Origin of the sequence: Saccharospirillum alexandrii (assembly GCF_004000275.1) — a bacterium.
In the GTDB taxonomy this organism is placed as follows: Bacteria; Pseudomonadota; Gammaproteobacteria; order Pseudomonadales; family Natronospirillaceae; genus Saccharospirillum; species Saccharospirillum alexandrii.
This window is the reverse complement of sequence record NZ_RCIP01000003.1, coordinates 456,825-474,159: the sequence shown is the minus strand read 5'-3', so window position 1 is coordinate 474,159 and position 17,335 is coordinate 456,825. Positions and strand designations below refer to the sequence as shown.

The 17,335-nt window shown below is 58.9% G+C and carries 15 protein-coding genes; 7 read left to right on the top strand and 8 right to left on the bottom strand.

Annotation, left to right across the window (positions count from 1 at the left end):
• The first annotated feature begins 40 nt into the window (after positions 1–40).
• Positions 41–2,515, top strand: coding sequence for an EAL domain-containing protein (locus EP166_RS15780; RefSeq protein ID WP_164743975.1), 2,475 nt, complete (start codon positions 41–43; stop codon positions 2,513–2,515).
• Here EP166_RS15780 and EP166_RS15775 read toward each other — a convergent pair.
• Positions 2,510–3,298 (bottom strand): hypothetical protein, encoded by a 789-nt coding sequence (locus EP166_RS15775; RefSeq protein ID WP_127558795.1) that lies wholly within the window; start codon positions 3,296–3,298, stop codon positions 2,510–2,512. The two genes, EP166_RS15780 and EP166_RS15775, sit on opposite strands and share 6 nt — an antisense overlap.
• 157 nt (positions 3,299–3,455) lie before the next feature.
• Between EP166_RS15775 and EP166_RS15770 the strand changes: the two genes are divergently transcribed.
• From EP166_RS15770 to EP166_RS15755, 4 genes are all read left to right on the top strand, one after another.
• The gene (locus tag EP166_RS15770) at positions 3,456–4,055 is read left to right on the top strand and encodes an alpha/beta fold hydrolase (protein WP_127558793.1); all 600 of its coding nucleotides are present in this window, start codon (positions 3,456–3,458) and stop codon (positions 4,053–4,055) included.
• A gap of 237 nt (positions 4,056–4,292) precedes the next feature.
• Positions 4,293–4,757 carry an FKBP-type peptidyl-prolyl cis-trans isomerase gene (locus EP166_RS15765; RefSeq protein WP_127558791.1) on the top strand — a complete coding sequence of 155 codons (465 nt, stop codon included), beginning with the start codon at positions 4,293–4,295 and terminating at the stop codon, positions 4,755–4,757.
• 219 nt (positions 4,758–4,976) lie between these two features.
• Entirely contained in the window at positions 4,977–6,059 is a 1,083-nt protein-coding gene (locus EP166_RS15760; RefSeq protein WP_164743974.1) for a GGDEF domain-containing protein, read from the top strand.
• A complete protein-coding gene (locus tag EP166_RS15755; protein ID WP_127558787.1) occupies positions 6,056–6,658 on the top strand; it encodes a hypothetical protein in 603 nt (200 codons plus the stop codon). The genes EP166_RS15760 and EP166_RS15755 overlap by 4 nt, the downstream gene beginning before the upstream one ends.
• Before the next feature lie 45 nt (positions 6,659–6,703).
• Here EP166_RS15755 and cls read toward each other — a convergent pair whose 3' ends face one another.
• The 3 genes from cls to EP166_RS15740 all read right to left on the bottom strand — a co-directional run bounded on the left by cls (position 6,704) and on the right by EP166_RS15740 (position 10,473).
• Positions 6,704–8,146: a cardiolipin synthase gene (gene cls / locus EP166_RS15750; RefSeq protein WP_127558785.1), complete on the bottom strand. Its 1,443-nt coding sequence runs from the start codon at positions 8,144–8,146 to the stop codon at positions 6,704–6,706.
• 87 nt (positions 8,147–8,233) lie between these two features.
• Positions 8,234–9,478, bottom strand: coding sequence for a cyclic di-GMP phosphodiesterase (locus EP166_RS15745; protein WP_127558783.1), 1,245 nt, complete (start codon positions 9,476–9,478; stop codon positions 8,234–8,236).
• Between the two features lie 209 nt (positions 9,479–9,687).
• Positions 9,688–10,473, bottom strand: coding sequence for an SDR family NAD(P)-dependent oxidoreductase (locus EP166_RS15740; RefSeq protein ID WP_127558781.1), 786 nt, complete (start codon positions 10,471–10,473; stop codon positions 9,688–9,690).
• 233 nt (positions 10,474–10,706) lie between these two features.
• Here EP166_RS15740 and EP166_RS15735 point away from each other — a divergent pair, with 233 nt between their 5' ends.
• On the top strand, positions 10,707–12,017 hold the full coding sequence (locus tag EP166_RS15735) for an RsmB/NOP family class I SAM-dependent RNA methyltransferase (protein ID WP_164743973.1): 1,311 nt from the start codon (positions 10,707–10,709) through the stop codon (positions 12,015–12,017).
• On the opposite strand, the gene EP166_RS15730 is transcribed toward EP166_RS15735, so the two are convergent.
• Together EP166_RS15730 and EP166_RS15725 are read right to left on the bottom strand one after the other, a co-directional pair.
• The gene (locus EP166_RS15730) at positions 12,014–13,006 is read right to left on the bottom strand and encodes a Tll0287-like domain-containing protein (protein WP_127558777.1); all 993 of its coding nucleotides are present in this window, start codon (positions 13,004–13,006) and stop codon (positions 12,014–12,016) included. The genes EP166_RS15735 and EP166_RS15730 overlap by 4 nt on opposite strands.
• Positions 13,007–13,046: 40 nt before the next feature.
• Positions 13,047–13,322 (bottom strand): DUF8082 domain-containing protein, encoded by a 276-nt coding sequence (locus EP166_RS15725; protein ID WP_127558775.1) that lies wholly within the window; start codon positions 13,320–13,322, stop codon positions 13,047–13,049.
• Positions 13,323–13,475: 153 nt separating this feature from the next.
• On the opposite strand from EP166_RS15725, the gene EP166_RS15720 reads away from it, so the two are divergent.
• Complete coding sequence (locus EP166_RS15720; RefSeq protein WP_220432600.1) at positions 13,476–14,210, top strand: glucosaminidase domain-containing protein; 735 nt, start codon at positions 13,476–13,478, stop codon at positions 14,208–14,210.
• A gap of 4 nt (positions 14,211–14,214) precedes the next feature.
• Here the strand turns inward: EP166_RS15720 and EP166_RS15715 are convergent, their stop codons facing one another.
• Both EP166_RS15715 and EP166_RS15710 read right to left on the bottom strand, forming a co-directional pair.
• Positions 14,215–16,455 carry a YkoF family thiamine-binding protein gene (locus tag EP166_RS15715; RefSeq protein ID WP_127558773.1) on the bottom strand — a complete coding sequence of 747 codons (2,241 nt, stop codon included), beginning with the start codon at positions 16,453–16,455 and terminating at the stop codon, positions 14,215–14,217.
• Positions 16,452–17,201, bottom strand: coding sequence for a TVP38/TMEM64 family protein (locus EP166_RS15710; RefSeq protein WP_127558771.1), 750 nt, complete (start codon positions 17,199–17,201; stop codon positions 16,452–16,454). The genes EP166_RS15715 and EP166_RS15710 overlap by 4 nt, the downstream gene beginning before the upstream one ends.
• Positions 17,202–17,335: the final 134 nt, after the last annotated feature.

Genomic DNA, 17,335 nt, shown 5'->3' with positions numbered 1-17,335 from the left:
TCGATGCCACACAGTCAGTCGATGGTGGGCTCTCACTGCTGTGCTGGCGTTTGTCAGCCAGGCGTCGGCGACGAACCCTTGGCCCGATCATCAGTGGCTTTCTCAACCGCAGGCGACGATATTGGCCGCGCCGGAGAAACAACTGGAGGATGTTCAAGCAGCTCTGTTTCTCAGTGCCCGGTCCAATCCGCCCGTACTCAGTCGCGAGGCGCTGTGGTTGAGGTACGATCTGGAGCTTCAGGGCGAACCTGGCGTCCCCCAGACCTTCATCCTGACCAATGAAAACGTCATTTTAGCCGAGTTCACCCTGTACTTGCTGGATGAGTGGGGCCGGCTGATAAGCACCCACCCGCTGGGCATGAACCAGCCTGGACTGGCGCAGAAGCGACCCGCCGCCCGCTACCAGGACCGCATTCAGGTACCGGGCCCAGGCGAATACCACCTGGTGTTGCGTTTGTTCAGTTCGACGCCCCTCGCCCCTGCGCTACTGGTCTCGCCAGAGGTGGAACAGGAGTATTTAAACCAGAACCGTATTGCGACGGACTGGGTGATGCTGGTGCTGACGCTTGCCATGTTCGCGTTCAATGCCGTGCTGCTTTACGGGCGAGCCGACGCCGCCTACCGCTGGTTCATGGTGTTCCACGTTCTCATTGTGTTTTATTTCTCGGCGCTGACCGGTTTCGGTCATCTGTTTATGCCCTTATCGGTCGTCCAATTCTTGTCGACCCACATCATGGCCATGAACTACCTGCTGATTTTCCTGATTTTCTCCTTTGCCATTCCGTTTCTGGGCAAGGGCGCCGATCAGGGGTTGCTGTTCCGCTTGCCCCTGGTGCGTGTGCTGCAGGGGGTGAACCTGGCGTTTGCGCTGCTCAGCCTGGTGGTGGCCGACGTTTATTTGTTTATTCCGCTGGTGCTGATGCAACTGGTGACCTTTGGGCCTGTGCTGTACATCAGTGTGCAACAGATTCGGCGCGGGTACGCCCCGGCGGCTTTCTTGCTGGGGTCCATTGGGGTTCAAATCCTGGGCGGCGCCATAGGCACGGCCACCTACGCCGGTCAGTTACCGGTATCCTGGTTTACCCTGAATGCGTTTTTCGCATCCACCGTCCTCGAACTGTTGCTGATGTCGTTTGCTGTGACCTCGCGCATGCGATATTTGGAGGTCCGACAAAAGCAATTGCTGCTGCAGGATCCGGAAACCGGATTACCCAGCAGGGCGTATTTCAGTAAGGTCTTGAGCCCGAACTGGACAAGGCTCAGCGCACAAATGTCAGAACCGGTTGTAGTGCTGATCGAAATTGATGGCATTCGCAGTATGATTCGCCTGCTTGGGCCAACGGTGGCCCATCGGCTGTGGATGCAGGCGACCGAGCGCTGGAACCAGTTTCTGCTCCGCCAGCAGGGGGTTATGCCCTTGGCCGGGTACGACGCCGACGCCACTGGCAGCCGGCAACCGAGAGCGGCCATGGTGCTTTGGTCACGCAGCAGTTTCATGACGGTTTTTGATGCTGCCGATCTGACCGATCTCGATGCCACCATGGCCCCCATGCGGACTCTGGTTCTGGAAGAGGATGACCACCGGTTTGAGGTGTGTTCCCGAATGGCCGCCTATGCGGTGACCGACATGACCGAATCGTTGGATGAGCTGTTGCGCAAGCTCAATGTTGCGCTGATTACCGCAGAGCGTGAAAACCGCTATATCCATTATTATTCCGACCAGCAAAACGACTTTTTTATTCGTCAGAATGAACTCAACCGGGCATTGCCGCAGGCCATTCAACGCGACCAGATGCGCTGTCATGTGCAGCCCATTATCGATCTTGGCAGCGGCGTGGTCGTTGGGGGTGAATTGTTGTTGCGCTGGCAGCACCCGACGCTCGGGAACGTGTCGCCGGGCGAGTTTATTCCGCTGGCTGAGCAAACCTATGGAATATCCAGCCTAACCCGGGAGGTACTGCGGGTAGCGGCTCGCTGGTTGTCGGCACACCCGGACGAGGCGGTATCCATATCGGTGAATTTATCGGTACTGGATCTGGTTACCCGTGTCGACGACCAGGATCTGGTCATGCGAATAGCGGCAACCGGAGTCGATGCGACCCGGCTCAAGGTAGAGGTGACCGAATCAGTGCTGATGGAAAACCCGGATGCCTGCATGGCCATGCTGGATCAGTTGCGCCAGCTGGGGTGTCAGATCAGCATCGACGACTTTGGCACGGGCTACAGTTCTCTGGCGTATCTGAGCCGCATTCGGCCCGATGAAATTAAGATAGATCGTGATTTCATCAGTAAGCTGGAAACGTCGGTGGTGGATCGGGATATCGTTGCGGCCATCGTCAGGCTGGCGCGTAGCATGGGTGCCATTGTGGTCGCTGAAGGCGTCGAGCTTGAGACGACCTTAACGCTGTGCCGAGACCTCGAGTGTGACCGGGTTCAGGGGTACCTGATTGCCCGGCCAATGCCGTTGCCGGAATTCAGCACCTGGCTGGCTGCGCACAGTCCGCTGGTGTCATGAACAATATCTCACGGGCCAGGCCTGATTTTGCAAGCTGAAAAAGGCGTTTTGCGCCAGCTGAATGCGTACTGTTGCCTGGAAGCGGAAGCTGGCGGTGTTGACTTCAAACTCGACGCGGTCTTCGGCCCGGGCGACACCGGGTTTGAATGGCGGCTGCCAGTCCATGTCGAACGCTTCCCACAAACTGACCCTCACTCGTATCTGCCCGTTCAGATCGGCTTCGGCGGCGTTGTTGATCTGCTGCATCAACCGGCCCAGGTCGAGTTCGAGTTCGGTTTCATCGCGGGGTAGTGAGCGATTGATGGTCCAGCTCTCGTTGCCGCACCAGGCGGTGAACGACCAGCCTCTTGGCCGATCGGTCGCACCGCGCACCGACAACACCAGCTCGTCTTCACGGTCGAAGCGATCACCGGCGATGCTGCTGGCGCCTGCCAGCGACACGGTTTCTCCCACCGGTAACCTCAGTTCGGCCAGGTCTGGAATCGTTAGACGGTAGGGGCCGGTCTCGGGGTCGAGAGACAGTGAGTATTCACCGTCATCCGCCCCGCGATTGAGCACCAGAATTTCACCGCCGCGGGTTAGCAGCTCCGGCGGGTTGGCGGTGGCATCCACGCGCCGGTTCCAAAAGCCGGTGCGCCACTGGGTTTCCAGTTCGACCCGGTCAGGCAATTGGCGATAGTCCACCGTGACTTCCAGTTCCTCGGTGTCGACTTTACTGAGCGGGACGGAGCTGCAGCCGGCCAACAGTGCCAGGCTTGCAATCAAAGCGGTGTAGGTGCGCATAAACGATCAGGTCCGAAGCGACTATCAGGGCTGTCAGTATAGTGTTTTCAGGGGTGAAGCATAGCCATGGTCCGGTCGGTTTACAGGCCGAAGACGAACAGGGTCATCCTTCTGGGGTACCATTCTTCTGTTGTTCACAAAGAAAGAGGAGCTCCCCATGATTGCAGAGGGTCCCGAGAACGGCCCGGTGCTGGTACTGGCACACGGTGCGGGTGCACCGATGGACTCAGATTTTATGAATGAGATGACCCGCCGGCTGAGCAAGCGTGGCATCCGGGTTATCCGGTTTGAATTTCCCTATATGGCAGAGCGGCGGACGACGGGCAAGAAACGCCCGCCCGACAGAGCCCCCCGGCTGGTAGCGCATTTCAATCAGATTCTGGATGAGTTGGGCGACAGACCGGTGTACATCGGTGGCAAATCCATGGGTGGTCGCATGGCCACGCTGGTGGCGACAGAGCGGGAAGTCGCTGGCGTTTGCGTACTGGGCTATCCGTTTCACCCGCCGGGTAAACCGGAGAAAACCCGGCTTGAGCACCTGCCCGATGTCCGGTGCCCGGTGCTGATCTGCCAGGGTGAGCGTGATGCGCTGGGTAACCGTGAACAGGTGGCCGGCTACACCCTGCCGGATTCGGTAGCGCTGGTCTGGTGCCCGGACGGTGATCACAGCCTGAAGCCGCGCAAAGTCAGCGGGGTCAGCCTGGCTGAAAACCTGGATCTGGCCACCGACGCTCTGGTTCGTTTTATCGGTGTTTGACCACCCTTTGTCGAGCTTTTGTCCGATTTTAACCGGGGTTTGGCACTACGCTTGGTAACGCTTTAGCGTCCCGGTTGCCTTTCATGCGGCGCCCGGCACTGGTATTCTTGCCGGCCTGAGCTTCGGATCCGTGCCCGGACCCAAGTGAGACTAACCAGGGCAAGGACGTGTGCACTCACGCACAGGTCTTACATTCTCAGGCTGCAGTACGCAGCCACCTCCAAACAGGAGCCTCTTATGAACATTGCTGCTCAACGCGTTGTATCCATCCATTATGAAGTGAAGGATGAAGACGGCGTTGTCGTAGATTCCTCCGAAGGGCGCGATCCTCTGGTGTACCTGCACGGCAACCAGAACATCATCCCCGGTCTTGAAAAAGCCCTCGACGGCCTGGCTCAGGGCGATGCCTTCGATGTCCAGGTAACGCCGGAAGAAGCCTATGGCGAAGTCCAGGACGGTCTGGTCCAGTCGGTGCCCATGGAATCGTTCCAGGGTGTCGAAAAAGTGGAAGAAGGCATGGTATTTACGGCCCAGACTCAGGGCGGACCGCTGCAGGTTACCGTTACCGCTATTGAAGGCGATACCGTGACCGTCGATGGCAACCACCCGCTGGCCGGCAAATCGCTGAGCTTCAAAGGTGAAGTTGCGGACATCCGCGAAGCCACTGCTGAAGAACTCGAACACGGTCACGTGCATCAGTAACCCGGTGCATGTTGCAGTAGATCGTGATGGGCATTGGGCGCCGTCAACCGACAGCGCCCAATGCCCGATCTGTTCGCGTGCAATCCAGAGTGCGCCAGGCCTCTTCTGGTGCACCCAAATACCCACTTAGCCCGCCTGCACAGGGAAAAGGCAGCGACGACAGGCGACATCCACTACCTCAGGTTCACAACAGTGTCGGTTAAATATTGGACGAGTGCAGTGCCCAGTGATGCTGAATTACGCAGCCAGTCACTGCGCCATTGCCTCTGGCTCGGCCTTTTTGCCTACGGCCTCTATACGCTGGTGCTGGAAGTGACAGCACCGCCGAGTGTACTCGGGTTGTTTCTGGTGCTGTGTGGTGGCCTGCATGCCCTGGCCATCCTGGCGTATTACCTGAGCCGACCTCTTTTGGCTTCGATCTGGATGATCATCGTGCTGCTGTTCTGCATTTCGGTCATGAACCTCTACGGTTTCACGCCGGAACAGTCCGCCGAATACTATTTTCTGCTGGTCCCTCCGCTGATCTTCATGGTGCTGCCGCCCGAGCAGCGCCAGTGGCAGCTATCGCTGTTAACACTGACCGTTGTGTTGACGACGCTGGTGTTTTTGTTGCCCCGGGGCACCTCACCCTGGTTTACCATGTCGTCAGACGATTATGCCGGTTACAAATGGCTCGACCTGATGGTCTGTCTGATGGCGATGTCAGTGGTCTGCCGCTCATTCATCACCCGGTTGTTGCGTCAGCGCGACCAGTTAGAACGACTGGCCCTGATCGATCAGCTGACTGGCCTGCCTAACCGCAACGCCAGTCTGGAACGCATGGCTACCCTGTACAACCAGGCCCAGCCGTTTTCGGTGGTGATCCTCGATATCGATGATTTTCGCGAGGTAAACCATCGCAAAGGCCAGGAAATGGCCGACGTGCTGGTGCGTAAGCTGGCGCAGCGTCTGCGCACGCATTTGCCGGAGTCGGATTTTATGGCCCGGGTGGGGGGGGATCAGTTTATGGTGGTCAGTGACCGGGCCACGTCGGCCGAGTCGGTGGAAGCGTTGATGCTCCAATTGCAGGAAGTCGTGACCCGGCGCAACTTCGAAATGGGCAGCGCCAGCGAACGGCTTCGGGTCAGTCTGGGCGCTACCCTCAGCGAACTGTCGGAGTCGCCCCAGGCGCTCAACCGGCGCCTGATGCAGGCGCTGGGGCTGGCGCGTGCTGACGAGCGTAAACGGTTCCTGCTTAACCCTGGCACCAGTGCTGAAAAGCCCGCGGCCTCCCCTGTTTTGTCACGCGCCCCCGTTCGATGATTCGGCGCATCCTGGCCTGGGTCGCCATTGCCGCCATGATCTGGCTGGTGTTTTTTACCGACGGACAAGGCCTGGTGATGCGCTGGCTGGAAGCACAGGATCAACCTCATGTCTGGATCGTGCTCGGCACGGCCCTGATCTACGCCATCGCCCTCTCAGTGCCCTTCCTGCCTGCGGTAGAGTTGGGCTGGCTGATTATGGCGGCCTTCGGCCCCATCGGTATTCTGGCCATTTGGGCAGCAACGCCATTGGGCTTGCTGCTGGCCTTCAGCATCGGCTACTGGCTGCGCGAGTGGCCGCAGGTGCAACGCTTGCAACAGCGTTTTGAAGTCCGGGTGGCTGCAGCGACCAGTGACCGCCCGGGCGATCGCATGCTGCGCTTTGCCAGCGACAAACTCGCCAGCCACCCTTACATCGCACTGGCGGTTCTCGTTAATATGCCGGGCAACTGGCTGATTGGTGGCGGGGGCGGTATTGGGCTGATGGCCGGCGCCTCGGGGTTGTTTCACCCGCTAAAATTTGTACTGGTGCTGATTCCGGCCACGGGTGTGGTGGCGGTATTGATGCTGATTGGGGTGTATTCCAAGCCTGTTGGCTGATGGCCCGGTTCCAGATCTGCTACAGCCAACCCGGTTTTCTGCCGCTCACAACAACGGGCTGGCCAGCTGTGCCAGGTTTTCCACGACGCGCTTATGATAACGGCGCTTGCGCCACTGCTTCAGGTCGAGCCGGTGACTGTTCTTTTTATACTCGGCCACCACGGCAACCATGGCATTGCAAAAGGCCGGGTCATCCACCACCAGGGTGGCCTCGAAGTTCAACCAGAGTGACCGCATGTCGAGGTTGACCGAGCCGACCAGCACCAGATGGTCGTCGATGATCACGCTTTTGGTGTGCAGCAGGCCACCTTCAAAACGCAGTATTTCAATGCCGTGGCTGAGCAGTTCATCGTAAAACGACCGGCCGGCATACTTGGCCAGGCGGCTGTCGATGCGTCGCGGTACCAGCAGAGTGACCTCCAGGCCACGCTTGGCGACGGACTTGAGCGCTTGCAATAACGATTCGTCCGGCACGAAATAGGGCGTGGTGATGATCACTCGGCGCTGGGCGTTGTGCACCGCGGTCAGCAAAACCTGCAGCAGAATGTCTTCATCGAAGGCCGGGCCGGTTGGCAGAAATTGCATCAGCGCCGGGCCGTCGCTGGCCGCTTCGGGCCAGCTTAGGGCGGTGTCCAGGCGGTGGCCGGTTTCCATTTCCCAGTCGAAGATCATGGTGCCTTGAATGATTGACGCCATCGGGCCTTCGACTCTCACCATCACATCGACCCAGGGACCAAAGCCGCTGTGCTTCTTGAACCAGTCCGGGTCAGCCAGGTTCATTGACCCGTTGTAGGCGATTCGATTGTCGATGCTGACCAGCTTTCGGTGCTGACGAAGGTCGATGCGTTGCAGGAACATGCGCAGCACGTTGGCGTGCAATACGTCCAGAACCTCGACACCGGCTTTAACCAGTTGGCGGTGCCGGGCACTTTTCAAAAAACGGTTGCAACCCACGCTGTCGAGCAACAAATAGACGGCAACACCGCGCGCGCGGGCATCGGTAAGGGCGGTGAGAATTTCCTCTACCCGGCCTTCGGGCTCCAGAATATAGAACTCCATGAAGATCCAGTTTTCAGCGCGGTTCAGGTCGTCCAGCAGCGCGTCGAAGACACTGTCCGGCTCACTCAGCAATTGCCAGTTGTGGCCGCGCAAGGCCGGTAGCTTGAGGCTGCCGAGGGTCAGTTCCATGACCGGTCGCAGCGGTGTATCGATCAGGGTGTTCAGTGCGTCGCGTTCGCCGACCTGATGCAGCCACTGGTTGTAAAACCGGTTTTGTACCATGGCGCGCTTGGCCCGCAACCGGCCGAGATAGCGCTCGCCAAACAGCAAATACAAGCCAAAGCCGACCAGTGGCACGATGTAAATCAGCAGCAGCCAGGCCAGGGTCACACCCACACTGCGTCGGCGCATCAGAATGCGAAAACTCAGGGCGATCAACAGTGCAATGTAGAGCCAGAGGCCCAGTGTCAGCAGCCAGTCCCAGGTCATGCGTATCCAGTCATTGTCGGGGGGTTAGAGAGTGTCGGCCATTGTACGGCGGGGTACAAGGTCGGGGTAGGTGGTGTCGATGGGTCGTTAGCGTGCAGCCTGGTTTCCCAGCACCAGTTGGCGGGTATAGTCCTGCATGAAAATGCCGTAGCTGCCATCGTGCAGCATGGTTTTAACCCGAAATTGGGGCAGGCCGTCATTTCCGGTCAGGTGTTTCAGGTTAACAACGCGTTCGCTGACCGGTTGTTTGTTGCGGTCGCGAACCACGGCAATCTTGGGCAACAGCCTGGCATCGTGATTCTGGCCAATCACCACGGCAACTTCACCGCTGCTCAACTCGACCAGGGTGCCGATGGGGTAAACCCCCATTAATTCGATGAACTGATCGACCAGGGCAGAATCGAATTCCGTGGCTCGGCCTTTGTAGAGCACCCGAATGGCATCGTAAACCGTGCGTTGCTGTGCGTAGGGCCGGTAACTGATCATGGCGTCAAAGGCGTCGAGAATGTGAATCAGCCGGGCGCTCAAGGGTACCTGGCCGGCCAGCTTGTGCACCGGGTAACCCTGGCCATCGGGCCGTTCGTGGTGGTAGTAGCAAGCGGCGATAACATCGTGACCGAAGCCCGATTTTTCCAGAAGATAGCGCGTCCATTTCGGATGTTCGTTAAACAGTTGCCATTCGGTTTCGGTCAGTGGGCCGGGCTTGGTCAGCAGCGATTTCGGTATGCGCAGCTTGCCCAGGTCGAACAACAAACCGGCCAGTCCGACTGTCCGCACTTCGTCCCGGGGCCAGCCGCAGTGAATGCCAAAGACCATACACAGCAGGCTCACGTGCAAGGCATGCTCGTAAGTGTAGTCGTCGTGGCTTTTCACGCGTGACAGCCAGGTTATGGCTGGAATGTTGTCGATTAGGGCCGTAATGCACTCATCGACGTGCTTGCCCAGGGTGTCCGGGTTCAGCGGGTGGCCCTTGCTCAGCCCACGCATCGCCTCTTTAACGTGTTTCAGCGTGCGGGTGTAGGTGGGCAGCACGCTGCGCAACCCCATTTGTGCCATGTCCCGGTCAAAAGAGGCCGGTAAGGTCGGGGGTGCCTGGGTTTTGCCGGGCCGCGCCTTGAACTTGACAAGGCTCTTGCGGGTGTCGACACACACCTGGCTGCACAAGCTTTGCACCTGGTGCAGCATGTCCCGGTTTTCAATCAGAAAGCCTTGCATCAGGAAGGGCGTGCCCAGCCAGGGTCTGTCTAACCGGCACACAAACATCCCGACTTGCAGCAAGGCAACCGGCATGCGAAGCGTTGTATCGGACAGGCGCTGACTGTATTGGCTCAAATCCGACGATCCCGAGCTATAGACATAATGTGAACCACATCACTTTATTAACACACAACTTATAGCAGATTACAGGCCGCTTGCGCCAGATGCCGGGAAACTTTACGTCTGAGCGGGTGCAGACCCTTTACCGGAATAGCTTATCGGCCCGAGAAGCCAGGCTTAAAGTCGAATTTGGTCGTCCTCTGGTTACCGGATGTCAGCGACTGTTAGCGGGCCCGGTCGGAGCGGGCCAGTGCCGCGTGCAGCCAGCGCACCGGCAGGTGGCGCAGAACGGCAAGAATCAGCCGGTAGTTCCAGCCCTGAATCGACAACACCCGGCCCCGGGCCAGGTCGTTAAACGAACGCTCGACCACAGCCTTGGCCGACCAGGCACGGGTGATACCGCGGCGTTTATAGAAACTCTCCGGGTCGAGCCCCAGGCGGGCGTGAAAATTGGTGACGGTGAAACCGGGGCAAACGGCCAGTGCACGCAGCCCGTCGCGCCGATAGCTCAGCGCCAGCGTTTCGGTAAACGCCCTAACGAACGATTTGGTGGGGCCATAAAGGGCGCTTTGCGGTGTGGGCAGCCAACTGGCCACCGACGCCAGGTTGATCAGCAGCCCTCGAGCCCGGATCAGGTTGGGCAAGGCGGCATGAGTCAGCTGCAGGGTACTGGTGACATGTACATCAAGCAGTGCCTGGTGACGGGACCAGTTTAAATCGCCGAAGCGACCATCTTCGGCATAGCCGGCATTGTTGATCAAAGCATCCAGCCGCGGCAACAGGGTCACTTCCTGAACCAGGGCCTCGCGCTGATCGGCCTCGGCCAGATCCACGAGCCGATACTCAACCTCGACCGGGTAGCGCTGGCGCAGCCGGTCGCACTCCGCAGCCAGTTCGTCTTCGCGCCGACCGGTCAGCAGCAGGTTGTAGCCTTCAGCGGCCAATCGGTCGGCGTAGGCAGCGCCAATGCCGCTGGTGGCGCCGGTTATTACAGCCAGGGGGTGGGTCATGTACAGGTATCCTCAGGCAAATTACCGAGTGGGATCATGCCAGAGTGGCTTCTCCGGACAAACCGAAACACCCAACAACGAAGAGTCGGTGTATTCAGCACTTTATGGAGTGAGTCAGTCTAGCGTCCTTGAGCCGCAGGGTGTCAGGCCAGGCAGCGGTCCGTGATTCCACCTTACGGCTGCTTTATACTGCGCGCCTCGCTTGCCTTGCAATGACAACAGGACCACACGCCATGGCGCACACCGACACCCCAACGCGGCCACAGTGGCCTGGCTATCGCTGGCCGCACCTGTGCGACCTGACGCGGGCGCTGCAGGCCGAACCTGAGTGGCCGCAGATGGATCGCTGGCTGGCCGCCCGGTTTCGGGAGCGCAAAGCCTATGGTGGCAAAGACCGGCGGTTCTACAGCGACCGGTTATTTCAGCTGTGCCGTCTGGCAGCGGTGCCGGTCATGCTGCAGCAGGGTTATTCACCGCCAGAGTCCAGCAATAACAGGCAGCCAGTGTGGACGGCCGACACTCTGTGGCTAGCCTTTAAGGCCATTCCTGCGGTTGAGCTCTGGGGCTGGCTGGTGCTGCTGGACGGTCTGGACGAGCAGGCGCCCAATGAGTTGACGGACGTTGCACAGCGACGCGCCTGGCTGGACCGTCAGCGCGACGACCCTGGTCTGCAAGCCGCCCGTCAGGGGTGGCTACCTGGTTGGCAGCCCTGGCTGGATCAGCGAACGGCGGCAAGCCACTGGTCGGACTCCCTGGCCGGGCATTGGCTCGCGATGCAAATGACCCGCCCACCGATCTGGTTGCGCGCCTTGCCTGGCAAGGGTGCGCAGGCCGCCCGGTCATTGCACGCAGCGGGCCTCACCGTGCTGGACCAGGCGGGCGATGTTCTGGCGCTGGCGCCCGACTCTCCAGTCACCAAAACCAAGGCCTGGGATGCCGGTTGGGTGGAAATTCAGGACCGCGCCAGTCAGCGCATTGTCGACGCCGTCGCGGCCGAACCCGGCCACCGGGTCTGGGATGTCTGTGCGGGCGGTGGTGGCAAGGCGGTGGCGCTGGCAAGTTGGGTAGGGCCAGCCGGTGAGGTGCTGGCAACGGACATTCGAGCCCATGCCCTGCAAGAGACCGAACGCCGCGCAGCGCGGCAGGGTTTTACCAATCTGCGGACACAGGCGCTGGATGCGACCCGGCCGGATAGCGTCGCTGACCTGAAGGCCGGGGTCTTCGATCGGGTGGTGATTGATGCCCCCTGCTCGGGTGCCGGCACCTGGCGACGTAATCCGGACAGCCGTTGGCGGTTGACCGAAGCATCGCTTCACACCCTGCAGCCGATTCAGGATCAGTTGCTGGCGCAGGCGTCTGCCTCGGTTAAAGTGGGCGGTTATCTGGTGTATGCGACCTGCAGCTGGCTGGTCGGAGAAAACGAAGACCGGGTGAGTCAGTTTCTGTCTGAATACCCTGAGTTTACCTTGCTCAGCCAGAGCATGGTCGGCGCCCCGGACGACGACGCCGATACCATGTTTGTGGCGGTCATGCAGCGAGACTAATCCTTCTCTGGTTTTTGTCCTTGCTGTGCCTGTTGTGCTTTCAAGGTTTTAGCGACTTTAATCGCTTGTTGGGCGGCGGCGCGCGCTTCTTTAACCTTGCGAATCGACAGATTAAAACTGGTTTTCATGCGCGAGGTCGCCAGCTTTAACTGGTCGATTTCATTGCGGCTGTTCAGCGGTATTGAGCTGACATCGAGTTCGGTCTCCTGCCCCTTGGAAATGTTGTCGGCCATCTGTGTCAGCACGCCCACGGGCTGAATAATGGTGCGTCGCACGAACCACAGTATCGCCAGAATCGACAGGGCAATGGCCAGAATTTCCACAATGCCGAACAGCGACACCGTGCCTGCCAGCAAGTTGCGTTGCGGAATGGTCACACTGATGATGCCGGCCAGGTCGCCTGCTCCAAAACCAAAGCCATTTTCAGAGCCATACCGGGTCAGCACGTCGCGTGGCGCACTTGCTGCGTCGCCGTGGCACACGATGCAAGCCTCCGTGTGAAACACGGGTTTGGCATAGCGGTACTCGCCGCCAACGGTCTCGAAGAATTCAGGCAAATTAAACGACTGGATGTTGTTCAGCGCCCGTGATTCGAAGGCATCCGGCGTATTGGCCGGGTTCATCACGTTTTGCGAGGTCATACGGAACTTGGCGGGCGATTCCGAGGCCGCCACCGTTTCTGAAAATTCACGCTGGGCCAGTGCCGGGTTCTTCGAATAAAAAGTGACCGTCTGGCTCGGGTTATCGACCGGATGAACGTCCATTTCCCCGAGAAAACTGTCTTGCCCGTCGCGCACCCAGACCCGCCCGGTTTTTGCCACCCAGCTGCCAAAGGCATCGACGTTGGCGACAACGGTTTGCGCCTGGGCTCGAAGCTCTTGCATGTAGACATTCTTGAGCAATAGAAAGAAGGCGCCTGCGTTTAAGGCCAGAACACACAACAACAGCAGCACGAACTGGGTGCTGATCGAAAACCGTTTTCCGAACATGAGCGGTAACTCCTTTTATACCTTGTCTGTGGCTATGCGATTAGCGGCGAGCCGGGGGTTGCCCGGTACCGGATGTCATGCTGTAAACCACCTTGCTGGTGGCTTCCAGAAAAGCCTGTTTATCCCGTTCGCTCTCGATGTTCGATGCCAGCTCACTGATGTAGTGGCGCAGCGCTGACGGGCCTTTCCAGCCCTTGCGACGCCATATTTGCCGGGTATCTTCTATAAGTATCTCGCCAATCGGGCCGACAGCGGATTTGAATTCCTGGTCGATCAGTGCCAACAGGCGTTGCGAACGGCTTCCCTGTGTTGCCATGGGGGGTCTCGTTATTCAGTGTGATTGCATTTGGGCAGGCAGCAAAATACCAGATTCGACTCCCGGTGTTGACTGAAATAGTGCTATATCAACCTGCTCGCTGGTTATTAACGTAGACTGTGGGAGTGAATAGTCGACTTATCAGGAGTTTGCATGAACAAAATAGGGCCTTTAGCCGTCATTGCCGTCTTGTTTGTTCTGGCCCCCTTGTTAGGGTTCTGGTTGCCTCTGGGGCCATCAGCTGCCCCGAATTTCGACGATTATGCCGCCGGTGATGCCCGAAAAGCGGCATTTTTTGAGTATATGGTGCCCCTGGTCGAGCAGGAGAACGCCGCCATACTGAGCAGCCGTGAGCGGTTGCTGGCTATACATGAGAATGGCTCGCCGGGATGGGCTGAGCGCCGCTGGCTGCTGCAGCTGGCAGAGCGTTATGAACTGGAGGCGTTTGACCCGTCCGAGAGCACAGACCGGGCGCAACTGATCAAACGGCTAGACGTGGTACCGCCTTCCATTGCGCTGGCTCAGGCGGCTAACGAGAGTGCCTGGGGCACCTCGCGCTTCGCCCGGCTGGGCAACAACTATTTCGGCCAGTGGTGCTTTGTGGCCGGTTGCGGGCTGGTGCCCGAGGCACGAAACACCGGTGCCAGCCACGAAGTGGCCGCGTTCAAGTCGGTTCGGGAATCGGTTCGCCGATACATGAACAACATCAACACTCACCCAGCCTATGCCGATCTGAGAAGCCGGCGAGCGTCGCTGCGCAACGAAGGTAATGATATCAGCGGCCTGGCGCTGGCACCGACCCTGATTCGTTATTCCGAACGGGGGCAAGAGTACGTGAATGAGTTGCAGGCGATGATCCGCGGCAACGACCTGCAACAATACGACTGACCCTTCACCGGCTTAGCACAGCCTGGTTTTGCGATTGCCCCGCGTCAATCCAGACCGGCTGATGGCCGGGCAGACGAATAGCCAGTGCGGGCGCCGGGCCATGCCAGTCGGCGTCCCATCGGACTTCAGTTTCGGTAGCGCTGGTGGCTTTAACCGTCACTGTCACTTCACCGAACTCGGTCGGGGCGGCCCCGAATGAAATGGGGCCCTCAGCCTCGAGCCAGCGCTCGGGAATGCCCTGACACAGGACCAGATGATCGCCTTCTTCGCGCAAGAAACAGTAGCGCATCATCAATACCCATTCCGAAGACGCCCAGACATGGTGGCCATCGCCCATGCATCCGGCACCGGTGAGCGGGTGAATGGCCTCGGGCCACTGCCCGGTCGGCGAGGCGATGTCGGCCACGGCGTCAATTAGGTCGAGGTAGCGCGGGTCGTCTGCACGCATCATGACCTGAGCCACGTGCAGGGTGAGGTAGGCGTTGAGGCCCGAGTGAATCATGTCCTGATAGAAGGCACCTTTCAGGAAGCACCGCTCCAGCAGAAACTCGACCAGATCACTCATGCGCGGGTCGTCCGCTGCCCAGAGTTGTAACGGGTACCCGCATACCACAGAACCGATGGCACCGGAGTCTAGCCGCCGGTAGGGAGAGGCTGGCATGGCTGGCCGGCGCAATTTGTCGGCCTGGGTAGCCAGGCTGCGTTCGATCGATTGTTCAAAATCACGTGCTGCGTCGACATAGCGCTGGCTCAGTTCCGGGTCGGTCGCGGCCAGCATCCGGCTGGCGGACCTGAGACCGGCGACGCTCCAGAAATCATCCCAGTAGTAATAGTCGTTCGGCCCCAGGTGTTCGGCGCTGAAACCGGCTGGCATCAGGCCGGCATGAGGGGCATCGAGTTCCGTTGACACCCGTTTTTTGATGATCCAGTCGGCACCGCGCTTGATGATGTTCAGCCACTTGTCCGGGCGCCGGTGAGTGAACTTAAAAAACCGCTCCAGTATCCACAGCACCTGACCGTTCGAATCCCACTCACCTTCCTGGGAACGAAAGTAGCCAGCTGCGGTTTGTCGATCGATAAAGCGATCCAGTGCCCGCTCCGCGCGATGCGTCAAGCCGATACTGAGCAGGGCATCGATAATGTAGGCGGCATCACGAAACCAGAACCGTTTGTAAGTGTAGGGGCCCGGGAATACATCGTCCGGTGAGTGCAATACCAGTGAGGTTGTGGCGGCATCGAACAGGAATTGCCAGTGCGGGTCCGGGCAGGTGAGGGTGCATCTCTGGTTGTTGACGGCCGTCCAGGCATCGTCAATTAACGGGGTGCTCGGCTTGGCGTTGAGCTCAATACTGGCAGTCAGCTCTTTGGTCACACCCGGCTCCAGATTGAACAGAGCCGCGGCGGTGGCCATGCCCACGTCACATTGGCCGCTGTGCTGGTCTTCACGATCGTGCAGATGAATGTTCACGTCGCCTTCGCGGTAATGGGAAAGGTGGTGGCGGTCTGCCGATGCTGAGAATTGAACCGTGCTGTCGTTGTTAATGCGCCAGCCATCGCGGCTGTCATTCAGTGCCACATCGTGAATAAAGGAGATGCCTTCGGGGTTGTAGGGGCGCAATGCCAGCACCAGGTGCCCGGCCTGGTCACTGTCGCCGCTGATGTGCAGCCGACACAGCATTTTACCGTCGACGCGTTCAACCCAGACTTTGGTGCGCAGCTCCAGTCCTTCATCGGTTGCCACAGTCCGGATCAGTGGGCCATCGTCCAGGTGCTGGCGCTGATCAACCTGTTTCAGTTTGGACGGCAGCAAACGGCGACCGTCTTCCGTGATCAGCCAGGCATCCAGTGACCAGCCATTAAACAGGGGGGTCAGCAGGCCGTTCGGGTCGACAATGGGCAAGTCCGGGCAATCGGGGTAGCCCACAGCCGTCCAGTTGCGATTACTGATGTTGATGTGGGTAATGGCAAAGGCCCGCGGAATGAAAGACGGGTCTTTCGGATCGAACTGCCGTTCGATCCAGACCGGCCACACCCAGTCGAGGTTGTGCTGGATCACGCGACTGTTGATCAGCCCGCGCGCGTGAAACACAACGCCTGAGCGAATCAGTTCAATCGGTTCGGCCACCTCGGAGGGCTGGGCCAGAGCTTGCACCCTCGCCATGATCGGAATGGGATCGAGTATGCCCTGCTTTTTGGCAATGTAGGAAATGGCAAAACGCCAGGGCAGCCACTTGGTCCACTTCATGGTACAGACTCCTCGTTGTCAGCAGGTTCGGTGTATTGGCTCAGGGCCCGCCGTGCCAGACGGTTCAGATAGAACACGATGATCACGGTCATGACAAAACCGCCGCCGTAGAGGATCCATTCAAACCCGGTGCGCTCTGTATTGCGCAAGCCAAGCGTAGTGACATCGGCAGCGATCGAGCCGAGGTAGACGTTATGCACGGAGAACGGAATAAAACCGATCAGCGAGCCGGCCAGGTACCCCTTCCAGGAAAACCGGGTCAGTCCAAAAAAGTAGTTGGACAGCTTGCCGGGAAAAAACGGAATCAACCGGGTCAGCAAGACAATTTTCCAGCCGTTGGCGCTCATCTCTTCATTGATCAGCCGCAACCGGTTACGACGGCGCACAAAATCGACAGCGTAGGGGCCAAACAAATAGCGGGCAATCATAAAGGCAACGAACGCGCCCAGCGTGGTGCCGAGAACAATGTAGATCGACCCTTCAACGACACCGAACACAAAGCCAGCCCCGGTGGTCAGCAATATACCGGGCAACACAAGCACCACCACCAGCGCCATGATTAGTATCAGCAGCACTGGCCCCCAGATGCCCTGGGCATCCACCCAGTGCAACAAATCGATAATGTAATGGTGAACGTCGAAATACAGCAAAATTGCCAACAAGAGCGTCACAAACACCACGCTGGCAATGAGGCCCAGCAAGGGTGAGGCAGCCCTTTTAGCGGGGGCGGGAGTGTGTTCTTTCATTCGCAACAGATCCTGATCATCCTTCCTCTGGTCATAAGTGAATGAATCCGGGCTCAATGCTTGAACCCATAAAAAAATACAGTCAGCTAATTAGTGTAGTGATCTGCCGCTGTTATGTGGTCGCCAGGATGAAA